The organism is Nostoc sp., assembly GCF_036916735.1.
In the GTDB taxonomy this organism is placed as follows: Bacteria; Cyanobacteriota; Cyanobacteriia; order Cyanobacteriales; family Nostocaceae; genus Nostoc.
This window is the reverse complement of record NZ_JBALFV010000095.1, coordinates 40,988-54,232: the sequence shown is the minus strand read 5'-3', so window position 1 is coordinate 54,232 and position 13,245 is coordinate 40,988. Positions and strand designations below refer to the sequence as shown.

13 protein-coding genes and 1 pseudogene are annotated in these 13,245 nt (G+C 39.3%); 9 read left to right on the top strand and 5 right to left on the bottom strand.

Features of this window, described 5'->3' with window-relative positions:
• Positions 1-291 precede the first annotated feature (291 nt).
• Complete coding sequence (locus tag V7L20_RS21740; protein WP_334746086.1) at positions 292-1,011, top strand: response regulator transcription factor; 720 nt, start codon at positions 292-294, stop codon at positions 1,009-1,011.
• A 143-nt stretch (positions 1,012-1,154) separates the two neighbouring features.
• On the top strand, positions 1,155-2,843 hold the full coding sequence (locus V7L20_RS21735; RefSeq protein WP_334746085.1) for an NAD(P)H-quinone oxidoreductase subunit 4: 1,689 nt from the start codon (positions 1,155-1,157) through the stop codon (positions 2,841-2,843).
• A 169-nt stretch (positions 2,844-3,012) separates the two neighbouring features.
• Here the strand turns inward: V7L20_RS21735 and V7L20_RS21730 are convergent, their stop codons facing one another.
• Together V7L20_RS21730 and V7L20_RS21725 are read right to left on the bottom strand one after the other, a co-directional pair.
• Positions 3,013-3,252, bottom strand: a complete 240-nt coding sequence (locus tag V7L20_RS21730) for a hypothetical protein (RefSeq protein WP_334746084.1) — start codon at positions 3,250-3,252, stop codon at positions 3,013-3,015.
• 59 nt (positions 3,253-3,311) lie between these two features.
• Complete coding sequence (locus V7L20_RS21725; RefSeq protein WP_334746083.1) at positions 3,312-3,680, bottom strand: hypothetical protein; 369 nt, start codon at positions 3,678-3,680, stop codon at positions 3,312-3,314.
• A gap of 211 nt (positions 3,681-3,891) precedes the next feature.
• On the opposite strand from V7L20_RS21725, the gene thrB reads away from it, so the two are divergent.
• Both thrB and V7L20_RS21715 read left to right on the top strand, forming a co-directional pair.
• On the top strand, positions 3,892-4,806 hold the full coding sequence (gene thrB / locus V7L20_RS21720) for a homoserine kinase (RefSeq protein ID WP_334746082.1): 915 nt from the start codon (positions 3,892-3,894) through the stop codon (positions 4,804-4,806).
• Between the two features lie 29 nt (positions 4,807-4,835).
• Positions 4,836-5,345 carry a hypothetical protein gene (locus V7L20_RS21715; RefSeq protein ID WP_334746081.1) on the top strand — a complete coding sequence of 170 codons (510 nt, stop codon included), beginning with the start codon at positions 4,836-4,838 and terminating at the stop codon, positions 5,343-5,345.
• Positions 5,346-5,664: 319 nt separating this feature from the next.
• Here V7L20_RS21715 and V7L20_RS32805 read toward each other — a convergent pair whose 3' ends face one another.
• Together V7L20_RS32805 and V7L20_RS32800 are read right to left on the bottom strand one after the other, a co-directional pair.
• Complete coding sequence (locus V7L20_RS32805; protein ID WP_442943607.1) at positions 5,665-6,111, bottom strand: hypothetical protein; 447 nt, start codon at positions 6,109-6,111, stop codon at positions 5,665-5,667.
• Positions 6,095-6,271 (bottom strand): hypothetical protein, encoded by a 177-nt coding sequence (locus tag V7L20_RS32800; RefSeq protein ID WP_442943606.1) that lies wholly within the window; start codon positions 6,269-6,271, stop codon positions 6,095-6,097. The genes V7L20_RS32805 and V7L20_RS32800 overlap by 17 nt, the downstream gene beginning before the upstream one ends.
• 1,071 nt (positions 6,272-7,342) lie before the next feature.
• Between V7L20_RS32800 and V7L20_RS21705 the strand changes: the two genes are divergently transcribed.
• From V7L20_RS21705 to V7L20_RS21690, 4 genes and pseudogenes are all read left to right on the top strand, one after another.
• On the top strand, positions 7,343-7,807 hold the full coding sequence (locus tag V7L20_RS21705; protein WP_334746080.1) for a glutathione peroxidase: 465 nt from the start codon (positions 7,343-7,345) through the stop codon (positions 7,805-7,807).
• A 155-nt stretch (positions 7,808-7,962) separates the two neighbouring features.
• On the top strand, positions 7,963-8,784 hold the full coding sequence (locus V7L20_RS21700) for an SDR family oxidoreductase (RefSeq protein WP_334746079.1): 822 nt from the start codon (positions 7,963-7,965) through the stop codon (positions 8,782-8,784).
• 22 nt (positions 8,785-8,806) lie between these two features.
• A pseudogene (locus V7L20_RS21695) lies at positions 8,807-9,780 on the top strand (alpha/beta fold hydrolase).
• Positions 9,781-9,889: 109 nt separating this feature from the next.
• Positions 9,890-10,624 carry a redoxin family protein gene (locus V7L20_RS21690; RefSeq protein ID WP_334746078.1) on the top strand — a complete coding sequence of 245 codons (735 nt, stop codon included), beginning with the start codon at positions 9,890-9,892 and terminating at the stop codon, positions 10,622-10,624.
• Positions 10,625-11,035: 411 nt separating this feature from the next.
• On the opposite strand, the gene V7L20_RS21685 is transcribed toward V7L20_RS21690, so the two are convergent.
• The gene (locus tag V7L20_RS21685; RefSeq protein WP_334746077.1) at positions 11,036-11,290 is read right to left on the bottom strand and encodes a hypothetical protein; all 255 of its coding nucleotides are present in this window, start codon (positions 11,288-11,290) and stop codon (positions 11,036-11,038) included.
• A 626-nt stretch (positions 11,291-11,916) separates the two neighbouring features.
• Here V7L20_RS21685 and V7L20_RS21680 point away from each other — a divergent pair.
• A complete protein-coding gene (locus V7L20_RS21680) occupies positions 11,917-13,158 on the top strand; it encodes a hypothetical protein (protein ID WP_334746076.1) in 1,242 nt (413 codons plus the stop codon).
• Positions 13,159-13,245 lie beyond the last annotated feature (87 nt).

Below are 13,245 nucleotides of genomic sequence, written 5' to 3'. Positions count from 1 at the left end.
AAAGCAACTATTTAATGCTTACCCACTCTTGCTTGCTATCGAATTTTCAATAAACAATTGTTTCCCATGAAACACCTATCCTGAGATTAATGTATAAAAATATTTTTTGATTGACTTATTATCAAAACTCTTGCTTTAGAAAAACTTCCGAGATAAGGTTATTTATGTCTAATGATAGATGAAGTTAAAAGAACAATACCAACTACATTGCTTTTTGTATAAGATCCCGGATAGAAGAACGAGATTATTTTAATCTGTACTTTAGATAGATAACAGTAAAGTTAAGTAACTATGAATGAAATCAAGATCCTCGTGATTGAAGATCACAACCTGACGAGAATCGGCTTACGGGCTGCCTTACAAACCCAAGCAGAGTTTAACATTGTTGGTGAAGCAGCCAATGCAGCCGACGGCATCAACCTTCTAAAAACTCTTAAGCCTGATGTTGCTACTATTGACATCGGTTTGCCTGACATGGATGGTATTGAGCTAACACGCACATTTAGGCAATATCAAGCAGAGAATGAAGACTATACCACAAAACTGCTAATTTTAACAATGCAGAACAGCGAACAGGCAGTTTTAGCGGCATTTGCAGCAGGTGCAGATTCTTATTGCATGAAAGATATCGAAACTGAGAGACTAGTTGAGGCTGTGCGAACAACATACGCAGGTAGCTCATGGATCGATCCAGCGATCGCAGACCTTATACTACAACAAATACGCCAAGATTTCCCTGATGGCAGCAGAGGCGCATCTGGAAAAAGAGTCTTGATTGAAGGTATTGACCCAGATGTTGAGAAAAGTATAGTCACCTATCCTTTAACTCATAGGGAGATGGATGTTTTAGAGTTGATTGTCGCCGGGTGTGACAATGCAGAAATTGCTAAAAGGCTCTATTTAACAGTCGGTACTGTAAAAACTCATGTTCGGGGTATTCTCAATAAACTCTGTGTTGCTGACCGGACACAGGCTGCTGTCCGTGCTTTGCGGGCTGGATTAGTACCGTGAGCAAATAAAAATCTTTCTTTCCCATTCCCAGTCCCGATTTTCAGTCAAAGCGGTTAACTGAAAAAAAGATTTATGAAGATTTTGTTACATAGTTTAGTAAAATGACATAATTGACAAACAAATAAGTATTTTTTCTTATATACATGATAGCGGCTCAATTTCCCTGGCTTACCGCGATTGTCTTGCTGCCACTCGTTGCTTCCCTGATTATCCCTGTGCTGCCTGATAAAGATGGCAAGCGCGTGCGGTGGTATGCACTGGGTGTAGGTATCGCAGACTTTGCATTGATGTGCTACGCCTTTTGGAAACATTACGATGCCAGCAGTGCTAGTTTTCAAATGGTGGAAAATTATGCCTGGATGCCTCAGTTGGGTCTTAACTGGGCAGTATCGGTCGATGGACTTTCAGCGCCACTTGTGCTGCTAGCAGGATTTGTCACCACACTTTCGATTTTTTCAGCCTGGCAAGTCGATCACCGTCCCCGCCTCTTTTATTTTTTGATGCTGGTGCTGTATTCAGCACAGGTAGGGGTGTTTATTGCCAAAGACTTGCTCCTATTTTTCATTATGTGGGAAGTAGAACTGATTCCCGTCTACCTACTAGTCTGCATTTGGGGTGGGCAAAGGCGTCGCTACGCGGCTACCAAATTTTTGTTGTATACCGCAGCAGCTTCTATCTTTATTTTAGTGGCAGCCTTGGCAATGGGGCTATGCGGCGGCGGTGATATGACCTTTGATATCACTGCTCTCGCCAAGAAGGAATATCCCTTTGGACTACAGCTGCTACTTTATGCAGGGTTACTGGTTGCATTTGGTGTCAAGCTTGCTGTTTTTCCAATGCATACCTGGTTGCCTGATGCCCACGGCGAAGCATCTTCTCCTGTATCGATGATATTGGCTGGAGTATTGCTGAAGATGGGCGGATACGGGCTGATTCGCCTGAATATTGAGTTGCTTCCCGATGCACACATTTACTTTGCGCCGATTCTAGCCATTCTTGGTGTTGTCAACATTATCTATGGTGCATTGAACTCCTTTGCTCAGACGAATATGAAGCGGCGTTTAGCTTATTCGTCGATTTCCCACATGGGGTTTGTGCTGCTTGGGATTGCGTCCTTCACTGATTTGGGAATCAACGGCGCGATGTTGCAGATGATTTCGCATGGTTTAATTGCATCGGTGCTGTTCTTTTTAGCAGGTGTTACTTATGATCGCACCCACACAATGGTAATGAAAGATATGGGCGGTATTGGTCAAGCCATGCCCAAAGTCTTTGCTCTGTTTACAATCGGAGCAATGGCATCCCTAGCACTTCCAGGTATGAGTGGCTTTGCTGGCGAACTTTCAGTATTCGTTGGAATGACAAGCAGTGACGTTTACAGTTCAACTTTCTGCACCGTCACAGTTTTTCTCGCCGCAGTTGGAGTCATCCTCACACCTATCTATCTACTTTCCATGCTGCGAGAGGTATTTTATGGTCAGGGTGCAGCGCTCATCTGCGACATTAATAATGCAGGCTTGGAAAATCAAGAAGATGAAGGAACAGTTTGTTTTGGTACAGATTGCTTAGTACCAGAAGAAGCAGTCTACGATGATGCTAGACCGCGTGAGGTGTTTATTGCTGTTTGTTTTCTGTTAATGATTATTGGTATTGGTTTCTATCCCAAAATGGCGATGCAGATGTACGACGTGAAGACTGTTGCAATCAATGCTAATCTTCGTCAGTCTTATGCCATAATCTCGCAAACAAAACCCCAGATTTATGCTAAGGGATTCTTGGTTCCGCAAATTTCCGAGGTTGAGGTAGCGCCCGTTTTGGGAACTCTGAAGTAAGCTTTTTGACCAATATTTATGTGAAAAAGACCGATGCCTAAATTGGCTGTGCCAATGCGAAGTTCGAGAATTTCTAGGTATATTCCAGAGAAGCAACAATGCATTGATTTAAAGCCTATCTCAATGGATATCAGTATTTTGCAGATAGGCTCTCAATGCCATGATATTTTCAGGATGCCCAACATGTCTTTTCAGGAAACAATCCTTTTTTCCAGTGTTGCCGAACCTTTACTGCCGCTCCTTGGAAAAATGCCTGCGAGTTGTGAACAGGTATTTTTTGAAGTTCCTTGACTTCTCCACTAGATTTATCCAGCCACAAAGATCCAAGATGCTCTTCATTCGGCCCGAAGCGGTAAGTAACGCCGTTTTCATCCTCCTTGTCTTTTAAAATCAATACGTAAAAAGCCATAACGCATAAATTTGTCTATGAATGTTGTTTACTTTATTTGTAACTCATTTGAGTTACCCTTATGTTATTGGTGGACTCCATACACGGCCAGAACGTTCAGTTGCTTCATGAGCAGTACGGTAGTTGGTATGAAAGATAGCCTCAAATCGCGACTCGAAGTATTCATGTTTGAGTAAGCGTAAATCTTCTTGGTTAAAATTACCTTGCTGTAACCTCATCCAGGCATCAGCTATATCTGGGTGAGGGTCAAAGTAATCAAATCTGTCATCCAATTGGTGCTGACGATAGAATAAGTGGTCTTTTATCCGTTTAATGCGAAACTCAAACCAACCTGTATTCCGTGCTATTTCTGCTACATCATCAGCATTACAGCGAATAGCATTATATGCCTCAGGAGCGTATTGCTCCCAACGTTGTAAATAATTCATTTTAAAAATTTTTAATATAAAAAAATCATATATGTAAATATAATAACATTACTTGTAATAATTTACTTAAAAAACCTAAATAAATTATTAAGAATTGGCATCAATGACTCACTTAATGTTATATGCTTGTGACTTACAGACAATCGGCAATCTTTATAAACAAATCGTTCATTAACATGAGATGCTGGTTGATGAGTAGTGAGTTTTGCCAATGTCTGTTGTTTCTGCCATCACTGTTACCGTTCCCGCCACAACTGCTAATTTAGGGCCTGGTTTTGATTGCATCGGTGCGGCTTTAAAACTCTACAACGAGTTCAAGTTCACTCGCCTAGAAGAGGGTGGGCTAAGTATTCATGTCACTGGTACGGAAGCTGAACGAGTCCAAACTGATAAAAGCAATCTTCTTTACCAAGCGTTTGTCAAATTCTATCAATATATACAGCAGACACCACCGACTGTGAAAATAGAGATTAAGTTAGGTGTGCCGTTAGCGAGGGGTTTAGGTAGTTCGGCTACAGCAATTATTGGTGGATTAGTTGCTGCTAATCAACTTGAGGGTGCTAATATGAGCCAGTTGCAGGTAATGGAGTTAGCGATCGCAATGGAAGGACATCCTGATAATGTAGTTCCAGCTTTGTTGGGAGGATGTCGTCTCGCTGCTACCAGTGGCGCAGGTTGGGAAATTTGTGATGTTCCCTGGCATAAAGATGTTGTACCAGTTGTGGCTATTCCTAATTTTGAACTTTCTACATCAGAGGCGCGAGGCGTTCTGCCAACAGAGGTGAGTCGTGCTGATGCGATTTTCAATACCGCACATTTGGGGTTATTGTTACGCAGCTTGGAAACTGGTAACGGACAATGGTTAAAGACGGCTTTGCAAGATAGATTGCATCAGCCCTATCGCAAAGCTTTGATTCCTGGTTATGATGCTCTGAACATTGCAGCTGTTAGTGCTGGTGCTTATGGTATGGTAATTAGTGGTGCGGGACCAACACTGTTAGCTTTGGCGGATAAATTACACTCAAAGGCTGTGGAGACGGCGATGTTAGCTGCTTGGCAAGAAGAAGGAATTACAGCCGAGGTGCGATCGCTTTCTCTAGATACCCAAGGCGCAATAAGCTTTTAATATTTTACTCAGCACTTAAAACTCGATTTATGGAGCAAACTCAGGCTGAAATAGCGGCGCTTAACTCTCAAATTCAGGCTCTTTTAGAAGAACGCGCTGCACTCACTATCAATAATGTCATCTCTGCTGAGAATGATTCACCTCAAGCGATGGTGGAAGCTTACCGCCGCCAAGCTAGGGAAAATGCCCAATTATCAGTTGAACTCCAAGGTATAGATGCAGCGATCGCTGCCTTGGAAGGTAAGATAAAACAAAAACAAGGTAAGTTAGTGCGTTGGCAAGGCGAATCCAAACAACTTATTCAACAGCAGCAGCTAGAGGAAGCGAAAGAAGTGGCTCAGGTTCATGCTCAACGCATTAATCAACTAGCAAGTGAACTAGCCGCAGAAGTCCGTTTTCTTAAGGCTTGTGCCAATCAACTCAGTCCAATGTATTGGCAGATTTATTACAAGCCCTTTATTACTGGCTTGAAGACAATCTCCGTTCCCTATGTCCGCTCTGATGGGGAAGTATGGACAATTGTCAACCGGATTGTTTAATGCTTTAACCGCAAATGCTAAGTAGGTAGACATAAATATAGCGGTTCTCGTTGAAGTACATAATCTCACTCCCAACCCCTCTGCAAGAACATAGTAGGGATTTAAAACCACGACTTTTTTGTTAACTATTTGCCAGTCATATCATGTCCGGCTAAAGACTTATCATTTAGAGCGCAGTTCTTGCTGGGGGCAGGGAGCAGGGGGAAAAAGGCTTTTCCAATTTTTACACAGATACCGTAATCATAAGTGATTCACCGGACATGATATCACACAGAATTCAATTCTTAATTCTGTATGACTGACACCTTTATTTTGTTTCCTATTCCCTATTGATGGCACTCACTCCTGGAGTCTTAGTGCGATTTTTGTCTTCTTCAACAAATTGCTTGATCGCATAAACATTAGACCATACTGATGCGCCGTGTTCGTAAGCATCGATACTAATATGATCAGCTTTGGGATCGACACGTAAGCGTTTTAGTGCTTTTAGACTACCGAACATCAAAAAGCTAAAGGCAATGATCAAAACTGCGATCGCCACCACGCCCAAAAGTTGTATACCAAACAAATCAAAGCCACCACCTAAAAATAACCCTGCCTTTTTATTAAGGGTTAGCTCTGCTTGACCTAAGAAACCAACAAAGAAAGTACTGATCATGCCATTGATACTGTGTACAGCAAATGCCCCCACCGGATCATCAATGTGTATAGGTATTGATGGCGGCTGTAGAACCTGGCGTACCCAATATCTAGCTACTATCAGCACCAGGTAGCTGACTCAGGAAAAAGTTATCTATGCCAACTAACCCACTAGCACTTGTACCAAAAGCAATCCCAAAGCCGATTCCCCACCATACTAAGATGGTTACAGCTGCGTCAATGAAGTTTTCTAGTAAGGCGTTAACTACACCTCTTTGCCTGATCAAACCTGCTTATAACATAGCAAAGCCGATTTGTATGAAGAATACTAAAAACCCAGTGAGTAGTACCAAGTAGTATCAATAGAAATTTGCAGTTTTGTTGTAGTTTCAGATAAAGACTGAACAGTGGGAGGATCTGCTGCTTGTACAATTGTAGGGGCAAAAACTGCTAACCTAACGCCATTGAAGCGAGCGCTAGCGGCAGTAAGCGATGCCAGGGTCGAATATGCTTATTCATAGCGAATTTATCCTGCTGCAAAAAGAAAATTGAATTAATTGATGTTGCTAACTATATTAGCAACATCAATTAATTCAATTAGGGTGAATAAATAAGGTTTTAGCCAAAAATTTCACGAAGTAATTATTTAATTCTCTAGGTCAGTTATTTTCCTGGGAACACACTTTTTCTAATCTCAAAAACTCTGATTAAAAAAATATAAACATTCCATCACAGAAATAATGAGACTACTTTTTATTTCATTTTTGGTAAATTTATACCTTAACAGATAAATTTGACTGATTGTCTATTTACTCAAAACAAAAAACTGTATCCTTAAATACATTTTTTTTGCTCTTGTTATGAAATATATCTTTTGATAGAATAGATTAAGCAACTATATCCTTTGTAGTTAGATATTTTCCGATATTAGGATAAGAGAATTTGATATTATTAATTTAATATAAAAAAGTTAAGGTTTATTACTTTAGAGATATGGTAATTTAGGCGATAAAAGTTGTATAAAAAGTAACGCATATTTTGCAAACTTCTTCTGAGATAGCTGATTTGTCGGGTTATTCATATAACATAGGTGTCAACTCATAGGCGATCGCTATCTTTATTAATTAGGTGCAGCAGTTGAGCAAAGACACTCTACCTCTTAGCTTGTCGTTAAACATTGTTTAGCCAATGTAGCATCAATCAGTGAAGGAAACATCTATCGAAACTCTCATACAAGCTTACAGCCTGAATTAAATAAAATCGTAGAGCTAACAAACCTAATTTCCTTAAAAAAAAGAGGATTTAGAGTACCTGTAATATGGGAGACTTGGCAATATTCCCTCTAAATCAGATTCAAGATGAGTAAGACAATATCGGGTATTGCAGTTAAGACTATCAACGCTGAGGATAAACAATTAAACAAGTATACCGACAAAGTACTCTTAATTGTGAATGTGGCATCCTACTGCAGTTATACTTCTCAATACGAGGGGTTAGAAAAATTGAACCAGAAGTATAAAGAAGCATTACGTATTTTAGGGTTCCCCTGTAATGATTTTGGAGTGCAGGAACCAGGAAGCAATGAAGAGATTGTGAAATTCTGCACGAGTAAATATGGTGTTACCTTGGAACTATTCGATAAAGTTGATGTTAAAGGCTCACAGCAGCATCCACTTTATGAGAGACTTATCAAAGCTGTTGAGCCAACGGGAACTGTTGCTTGGAACTTGAAAAAATTTTTAGTTAATAAACAAGGTGAAGTGATAGCAAGATTTAATAGTAGCGTTCAGCCAAATTCACCAGAAATCAATTGCCATAATTGAGAAAGAATTAGCTAAATAGTCATTAGTCATTAGTCATTAGGTTGTACTATTGATATTGATTTTTGGCTCTGAACTGTTAAATTTATTTACGTCCAGTCCCTTAATTGAGAATATTTTCTCAATGAGTAGTTTAATTTATTTGTATCTAATTTGTCATGAACGTTGCAATTATTGGTTGTGGTTATGTTGGTTATAAAGTTGCTCAATATTGGCAGGAAAAGGGGAATTATGTTATCAGTGTAACCACAACTTCCTCTGAGCGTGTCCCTGCACTAAAATCAGTATCCCAAAGAGTTGTAGTTACCCGTGGTAATGACTTAAATAGTCTAAAATCAATTTTGCACAATCAAGATGTTGTACTTTTGAGTATTGGTGCAAAAGGTGCAGAAGTTTATGAAGAAACTTATCTAAAAACTGCCCAAACTTTAGTTTCATCTTTGCAGCAGATTCCAAGTGTAAAACAATTAATATACACAGGTAGCTATGCAGTATATGGTGACAGAAATGGTGTATGGGTAGATGAAGAAACACCACTTGCACCCGCTAATTTAAATGCACAAATTCTCAGAAAAACAGAGGATGTGCTATTATCAGCATCTAGCGAAAATCTCCGCATTTGTATCTTTCGCTTGGGAGGAATTTATGGCCCTGGTAGAGAGCTGGTGAAAATATTTAGCAGATATTCTGGTACAACCCGTCCTGGTGGCGAGGATATCACAAATTGGATTCACTTGGATGATATTGTTGGTGCGATAGAATTTGCCCGTCACCGTCGTTTACAAGGAATTTATAATCTGGTAGATGATGCACATCTCACCAGTCGAGATTTACTAGATAGCCTATTTGAAAAACATAATTTACCCAAAGTTATATGGGATACTTCTATTAAGAGTACTCGCCCATATAATGCTTGGGTATCGAATGAAAAGCTGAAAGAGGCTGGATATGAGTTAATTCATCCACAGATGATTTTTTAGCAAGTATTAAAAACTAGGAATTATGCAACTATCTGTTGTAACTAACACAACCAATTTGACAGCATCTCCTAGCCAGTTTTACAGTTGGCGGAATTATCCTTGCGCCTATGAAGTTCATCAATCAACTAACACAACACCGGAAGGCATTCCTTTAGTGTTAATTCATCCGATTGGCGTCGGATTGTCGCGGCAATTTTGGCAGGGATTTTGCCGCGAATGGTATTATTCAGGTCAGCGTAATTTAATTTACAATCCTTATTTACTAGGATGTGGCGAATGTGATATGCCTTATATGGCTTACACTCCAAGTGATTGGGCAGAACAGTTGCAGCACTTTTTACAAACAGTAGTGTAAAAACCTGTGATTGTAATAGTACAAGGTGCTTTATTACCAGTTGCGTAGGCTTTGCCCACTGTAGACATCGCATTAGTCCAAAAGCAATCAAACTTAATTGCTAGACTTGTACTCTCTGGGCCTCCAACATGGGCTTTGATGACAAATAAATCACCAGAATGGCGGCAAAAATTTGCTTGGAATCTGTTAGATTCACCTTTTGGAAGTGTTTTTTATCGCTATGCACGCACTCCAAAGTTTTTACATTCTTTCTCGACTCGTCAACTTTTTGCTTCTGATAATGGTGTGGATGCTGAGTGGTTGAATACATTGGTTGCAGGTGCAGAAAATCCTGCTAGTCGTTATGCGGTGTTTTCTTTTATCGCAGGATTTTGGCGACAGGATTATACTAGTTCTATCGCCTCTATTGAGCAACCAACATTAGGGGTTATGAAGGAGACTGCATCGAGTATCAGTCAAAAAGGTAAAAAAGAAACGCCAGAGGAACGCTTGGCTCACTATCTCGCCTATTTGCCTCAAGTCGAGGTATAAAAATAAATGGGCGCAATGTTTTACCCTATGAATCAACTGCTGAATTTGTCGCAGCGATCGCGCCATTTATTAATGATAATTCAGAACCCAGCAGTCAGAATTCACCATGAATTGGTATCCAACTGGGTAATGAAATTTTTTAGCTGATCGATAGTTACATTATACCAGTTTTGCCATGATAGGTTATGACTGGAATTGATTACTTCAGGAAGCAAAATTATGTTCCCCAATCACAGAGGAGAAAGAGTTCCCAATGTGACTTTTCATACTCGTGTGGATAGCCACTGGGTGGATGTGACCACCGATCAATTGTTTGCTAATAAGACAGTGGTTGTCTTCTCCTTACCAGGTGCTTATACACCGACTTGTTCATCAACTCATCTTCCTGGTTACAACGAATTGGCCGGGGTTTTCAAAGAAAATGGAGTTGATGAGATTATCTGTATTTCTGTTAATGATGCCTTTGTAATGAACGAATGGGCAAAGGACCAAGAAGCAGAAAATATTACACTAATTCCCGATGGTAATGGTGAATTTACTGAAGGAATGGGGATGCTGGTAGATAAATCAGACTTGGGATTTGGGAAGCGATCATGGCGCTACTCAATGCTGGTAAGAGATGGTGTAATAAACCAAATGTTTATTGAGCCAGACGAGCCAGGAGATCCCTTTAAGGTATCCGACGCTGAGACAATGCTCAGATATATCAACCCCCAAGCAGTGAAGCCTGAATTAGTTTCTCTGTTTGCGAAAGTGGGTTGTCCCTTCTGTGCCCGTGCTAAAGCGATGCTCAAGGAACATGGTATCAACTATGAAGAAATTACCTTGGGTAAGGATATCACCACACGTTCCTTACGAGCAGTTACAGGTGCGACAACAGTTCCCCAAGTGTTTATCGATGGTAAATTAATTGGTGGTTCTGAGGCATTAGAAGCCTACTTCGCTGCTAAATAGTTTTCACTAGAGGCGCACATGTGTCATAGGTGTCAACTTAACGTATAAGCTAGATTTGGCGAACTTTCCAGGTTTGACCCTCACCCCCAACTCGTCTGGCAAAATTGCCAGAGGGGTTAGGGGATGAGGGCAAAACGTCCTCTTAAAGCAGATTTTTTTTAGATTGACCAGAAAGAAAAAAGTACAAAGCAAGTAAATTTATTTATGGTTACTGAGTTTACGGTGAGCATCTCGGCTTTGCTCGATGGAACCGCAGTCGAACTGCGTAACCGAAGTATGGGCTTGGTAAATTTTTGAATGCGTGAATGCGTGAATGCGTGACTTCCCCGAACGCGAGTGCATCTCATAGGCAAGGGGTTGACACCAATGCACATCTGTGCAATTATACAAAGAATTCAAATGTTGTAAGTTTTAGTAGCGGCGATCGCGTTCCAAATCATAAATCACTTTTTCTAAGTACCATTCATCCGATTCACCTTGATGCCTTTGGCGCTGCTGTTTAAGTAATCGTTCGGCTGTTGTCCTATCACCATTAAGTAAAATAAGTAAATGTTTTTGCAGTTTTCTGTTTTTCGGGTCACTGAAGTATGGCTTAGAACCCTTGCCCCGTGATTGAGATGACCACATTTTGATTAAGGCAAGTGATAAGCTGATGATCAGAACCACTACAATCAATCCCATACTTATTAAAATTAAGTAGTTATAACTTTATATTTTGTAAAAATAATATCTTTATAGCATCAGTGATTTTTTGGATGTTTTCGTGGTTAAACTGAAAACATCTAAATTTCATAGTTGAATTAAATCAAATTCTTGTGGCATGGTTAACATGAGTGCCCTGATTATGCAACAATACGCTTGGGTTAAGCCAAAAAAATAAATTTACGTAGGTTGGGGAGCCACTGCGCCCTTGCGGTTTTCCGACTTGTTCGCTTTTAGCGTTCTCGCTTTCTTAGCAAGTGGCGTTTGAGGAACGAAACCGAACATTTTCGGGCATTTGTTGGGTTTGACTTCGTACCCCTACGGGGAAGCAAGCTACAACCTAAACTACAATTATCCTTAATCCAAGCGTATTGAATTATACAAATTTATTTGTAAAACAGCTTAATTGATAATTCTCAATGCCGTGCTTTTGGCGATAACTTATACTATCTTCTAATTATTTGCATTTATTTACTTATATCAAGTTTCAATTTAGCAATTAACAAATCTTCAGATGAGTAAATGTATTTTTGTCCAGCTACTAACTATTTATCATCTAAAATTGAATTTACATTTATTCAAAATACAATATGTTTGCTATAATTCGCCGAATTTTGAGTCAATTTTTGAGTAACTCAAGGACAATCAACAACGAACCACTAAATAAAGTAAGTTTGATTGTCATTATTTTAATTGATATCTTTATTTTGATTAATGTTTTTACCGGACTCGATGATATTAGCAGATGGCATATCAGCCCGACCGAGGCTTACCCATGTTATTCAGAGTGGCAAAATTACCGAACAAAAACCACTCAAGATAAAGACTATGAAGTTGTTAAACTTTCATTGCCAGATAATCCGAATAATCAACTCAATTTTCAGCGAAACTATCAACAAGTCGAAGCAGGACATCTGGGTAAGGTTTCTCAAACGTGTTTGCAATATGCTAGCTACAAGGATAAAATTAATAATCCAGACAAGCAGCAAATCATCAAAACTATCGATCAAAAACAAGCAAAAATCAGTTTGCTTGAACAAGTCAATCGCACTATTAAAGCCCAATATGACTCAACGTTATTAGAAAAAATTGCAGGTCAGGGTCGTGAACAATCAATTAATGAAGTCAGTGCTGAAAAAGCTAAACAGACATTAGAACAAAATAATCGTCAAATTTCTACCCTTAAACAAGAAAACTCTACTCTTAAAAATGAACTGCTTGCCAAACCGGAAAGCATTAGTTTTATAGCCTTTATTAAAGATGATAATCAATTTAAGGAAGTTGACAAAGGCTATCAGCAGGCATCATTTTGGTATCCCAGTATCCAGCTTGCTTTTCAGTCCCTCTTTCTTCTACCGTTGATTCTCATTGCTTTATCAGTTCACAAATTTGCTCAAAGAAGAGGATTTGGATTAATCTCGCTAATTAGCTGGCATTTGCTAGTTATCTTTTTTATACCACTAATCGTCAAAATATTTGAATTTCTTCAGATCGGGGCAATATTTAAATTTTTATTTGATATTATTAGCACCCTTTTTGGTGGTTTAATTTTCTTGATAAATTATGCTTATATCTTGCTAATTCCAATTATTGGTTTTGGAATTATCCAGTTTTTTCAAAAATTTGTCTTTAATGTTAAAATCCAGGCAGCTAGCCGAGTCCAAAAATCACGCTGTGTAAATTGCGCCAAGAAAATTCGACAATTTGATACTTACTGTCCACACTGTGGTTACGAGCAAAATCTTGAATGTTACAACTGTCATAATCTTACTTATAAACATTTGCCGTATTGTAAACATTGTGGAGCTTTTCAAAATACTAATATTTTATAATCGGCGAAGTAGTGATTTTCCCATGTTTGGCTCAGAACAACATTATTAAATTTGTTTCGTGTTCATCAGTTAAAGTAACTAAAACTA

Bases quoted from the DNA above. Each gene is read 5' to 3' on its own strand.
- V7L20_RS21735 (WP_334746085.1), top strand. From the start codon at position 1,155: ATGATAGCGGCTCAATTTCCCTGGCTTACCGCGATTGTCTTGCTGCCA.
- thrB (WP_334746082.1), top strand. From the start codon at position 3,892: ATGTCTGTTGTTTCTGCCATCACTGTTACCGTTCCCGCCACAACTGCT.
- V7L20_RS21690 (WP_334746078.1), top strand. From the start codon at position 9,890: ATGTTCCCCAATCACAGAGGAGAAAGAGTTCCCAATGTGACTTTTCAT.
- V7L20_RS21700 (WP_334746079.1), top strand. From the start codon at position 7,963: ATGAACGTTGCAATTATTGGTTGTGGTTATGTTGGTTATAAAGTTGCT.
- V7L20_RS21725 (WP_334746083.1), bottom strand. From the start codon at position 3,680: ATGAATTATTTACAACGTTGGGAGCAATACGCTCCTGAGGCATATAAT.
- V7L20_RS21740 (WP_334746086.1), top strand. From the start codon at position 292: ATGAATGAAATCAAGATCCTCGTGATTGAAGATCACAACCTGACGAGA.
- V7L20_RS21680 (WP_334746076.1), top strand. From the start codon at position 11,917: ATGTTTGCTATAATTCGCCGAATTTTGAGTCAATTTTTGAGTAACTCA.
- V7L20_RS21715 (WP_334746081.1), top strand. From the start codon at position 4,836: ATGGAGCAAACTCAGGCTGAAATAGCGGCGCTTAACTCTCAAATTCAG.
- V7L20_RS21730 (WP_334746084.1), bottom strand. From the start codon at position 3,252: ATGGCTTTTTACGTATTGATTTTAAAAGACAAGGAGGATGAAAACGGC.
- V7L20_RS21705 (WP_334746080.1), top strand. From the start codon at position 7,343: ATGAGTAAGACAATATCGGGTATTGCAGTTAAGACTATCAACGCTGAG.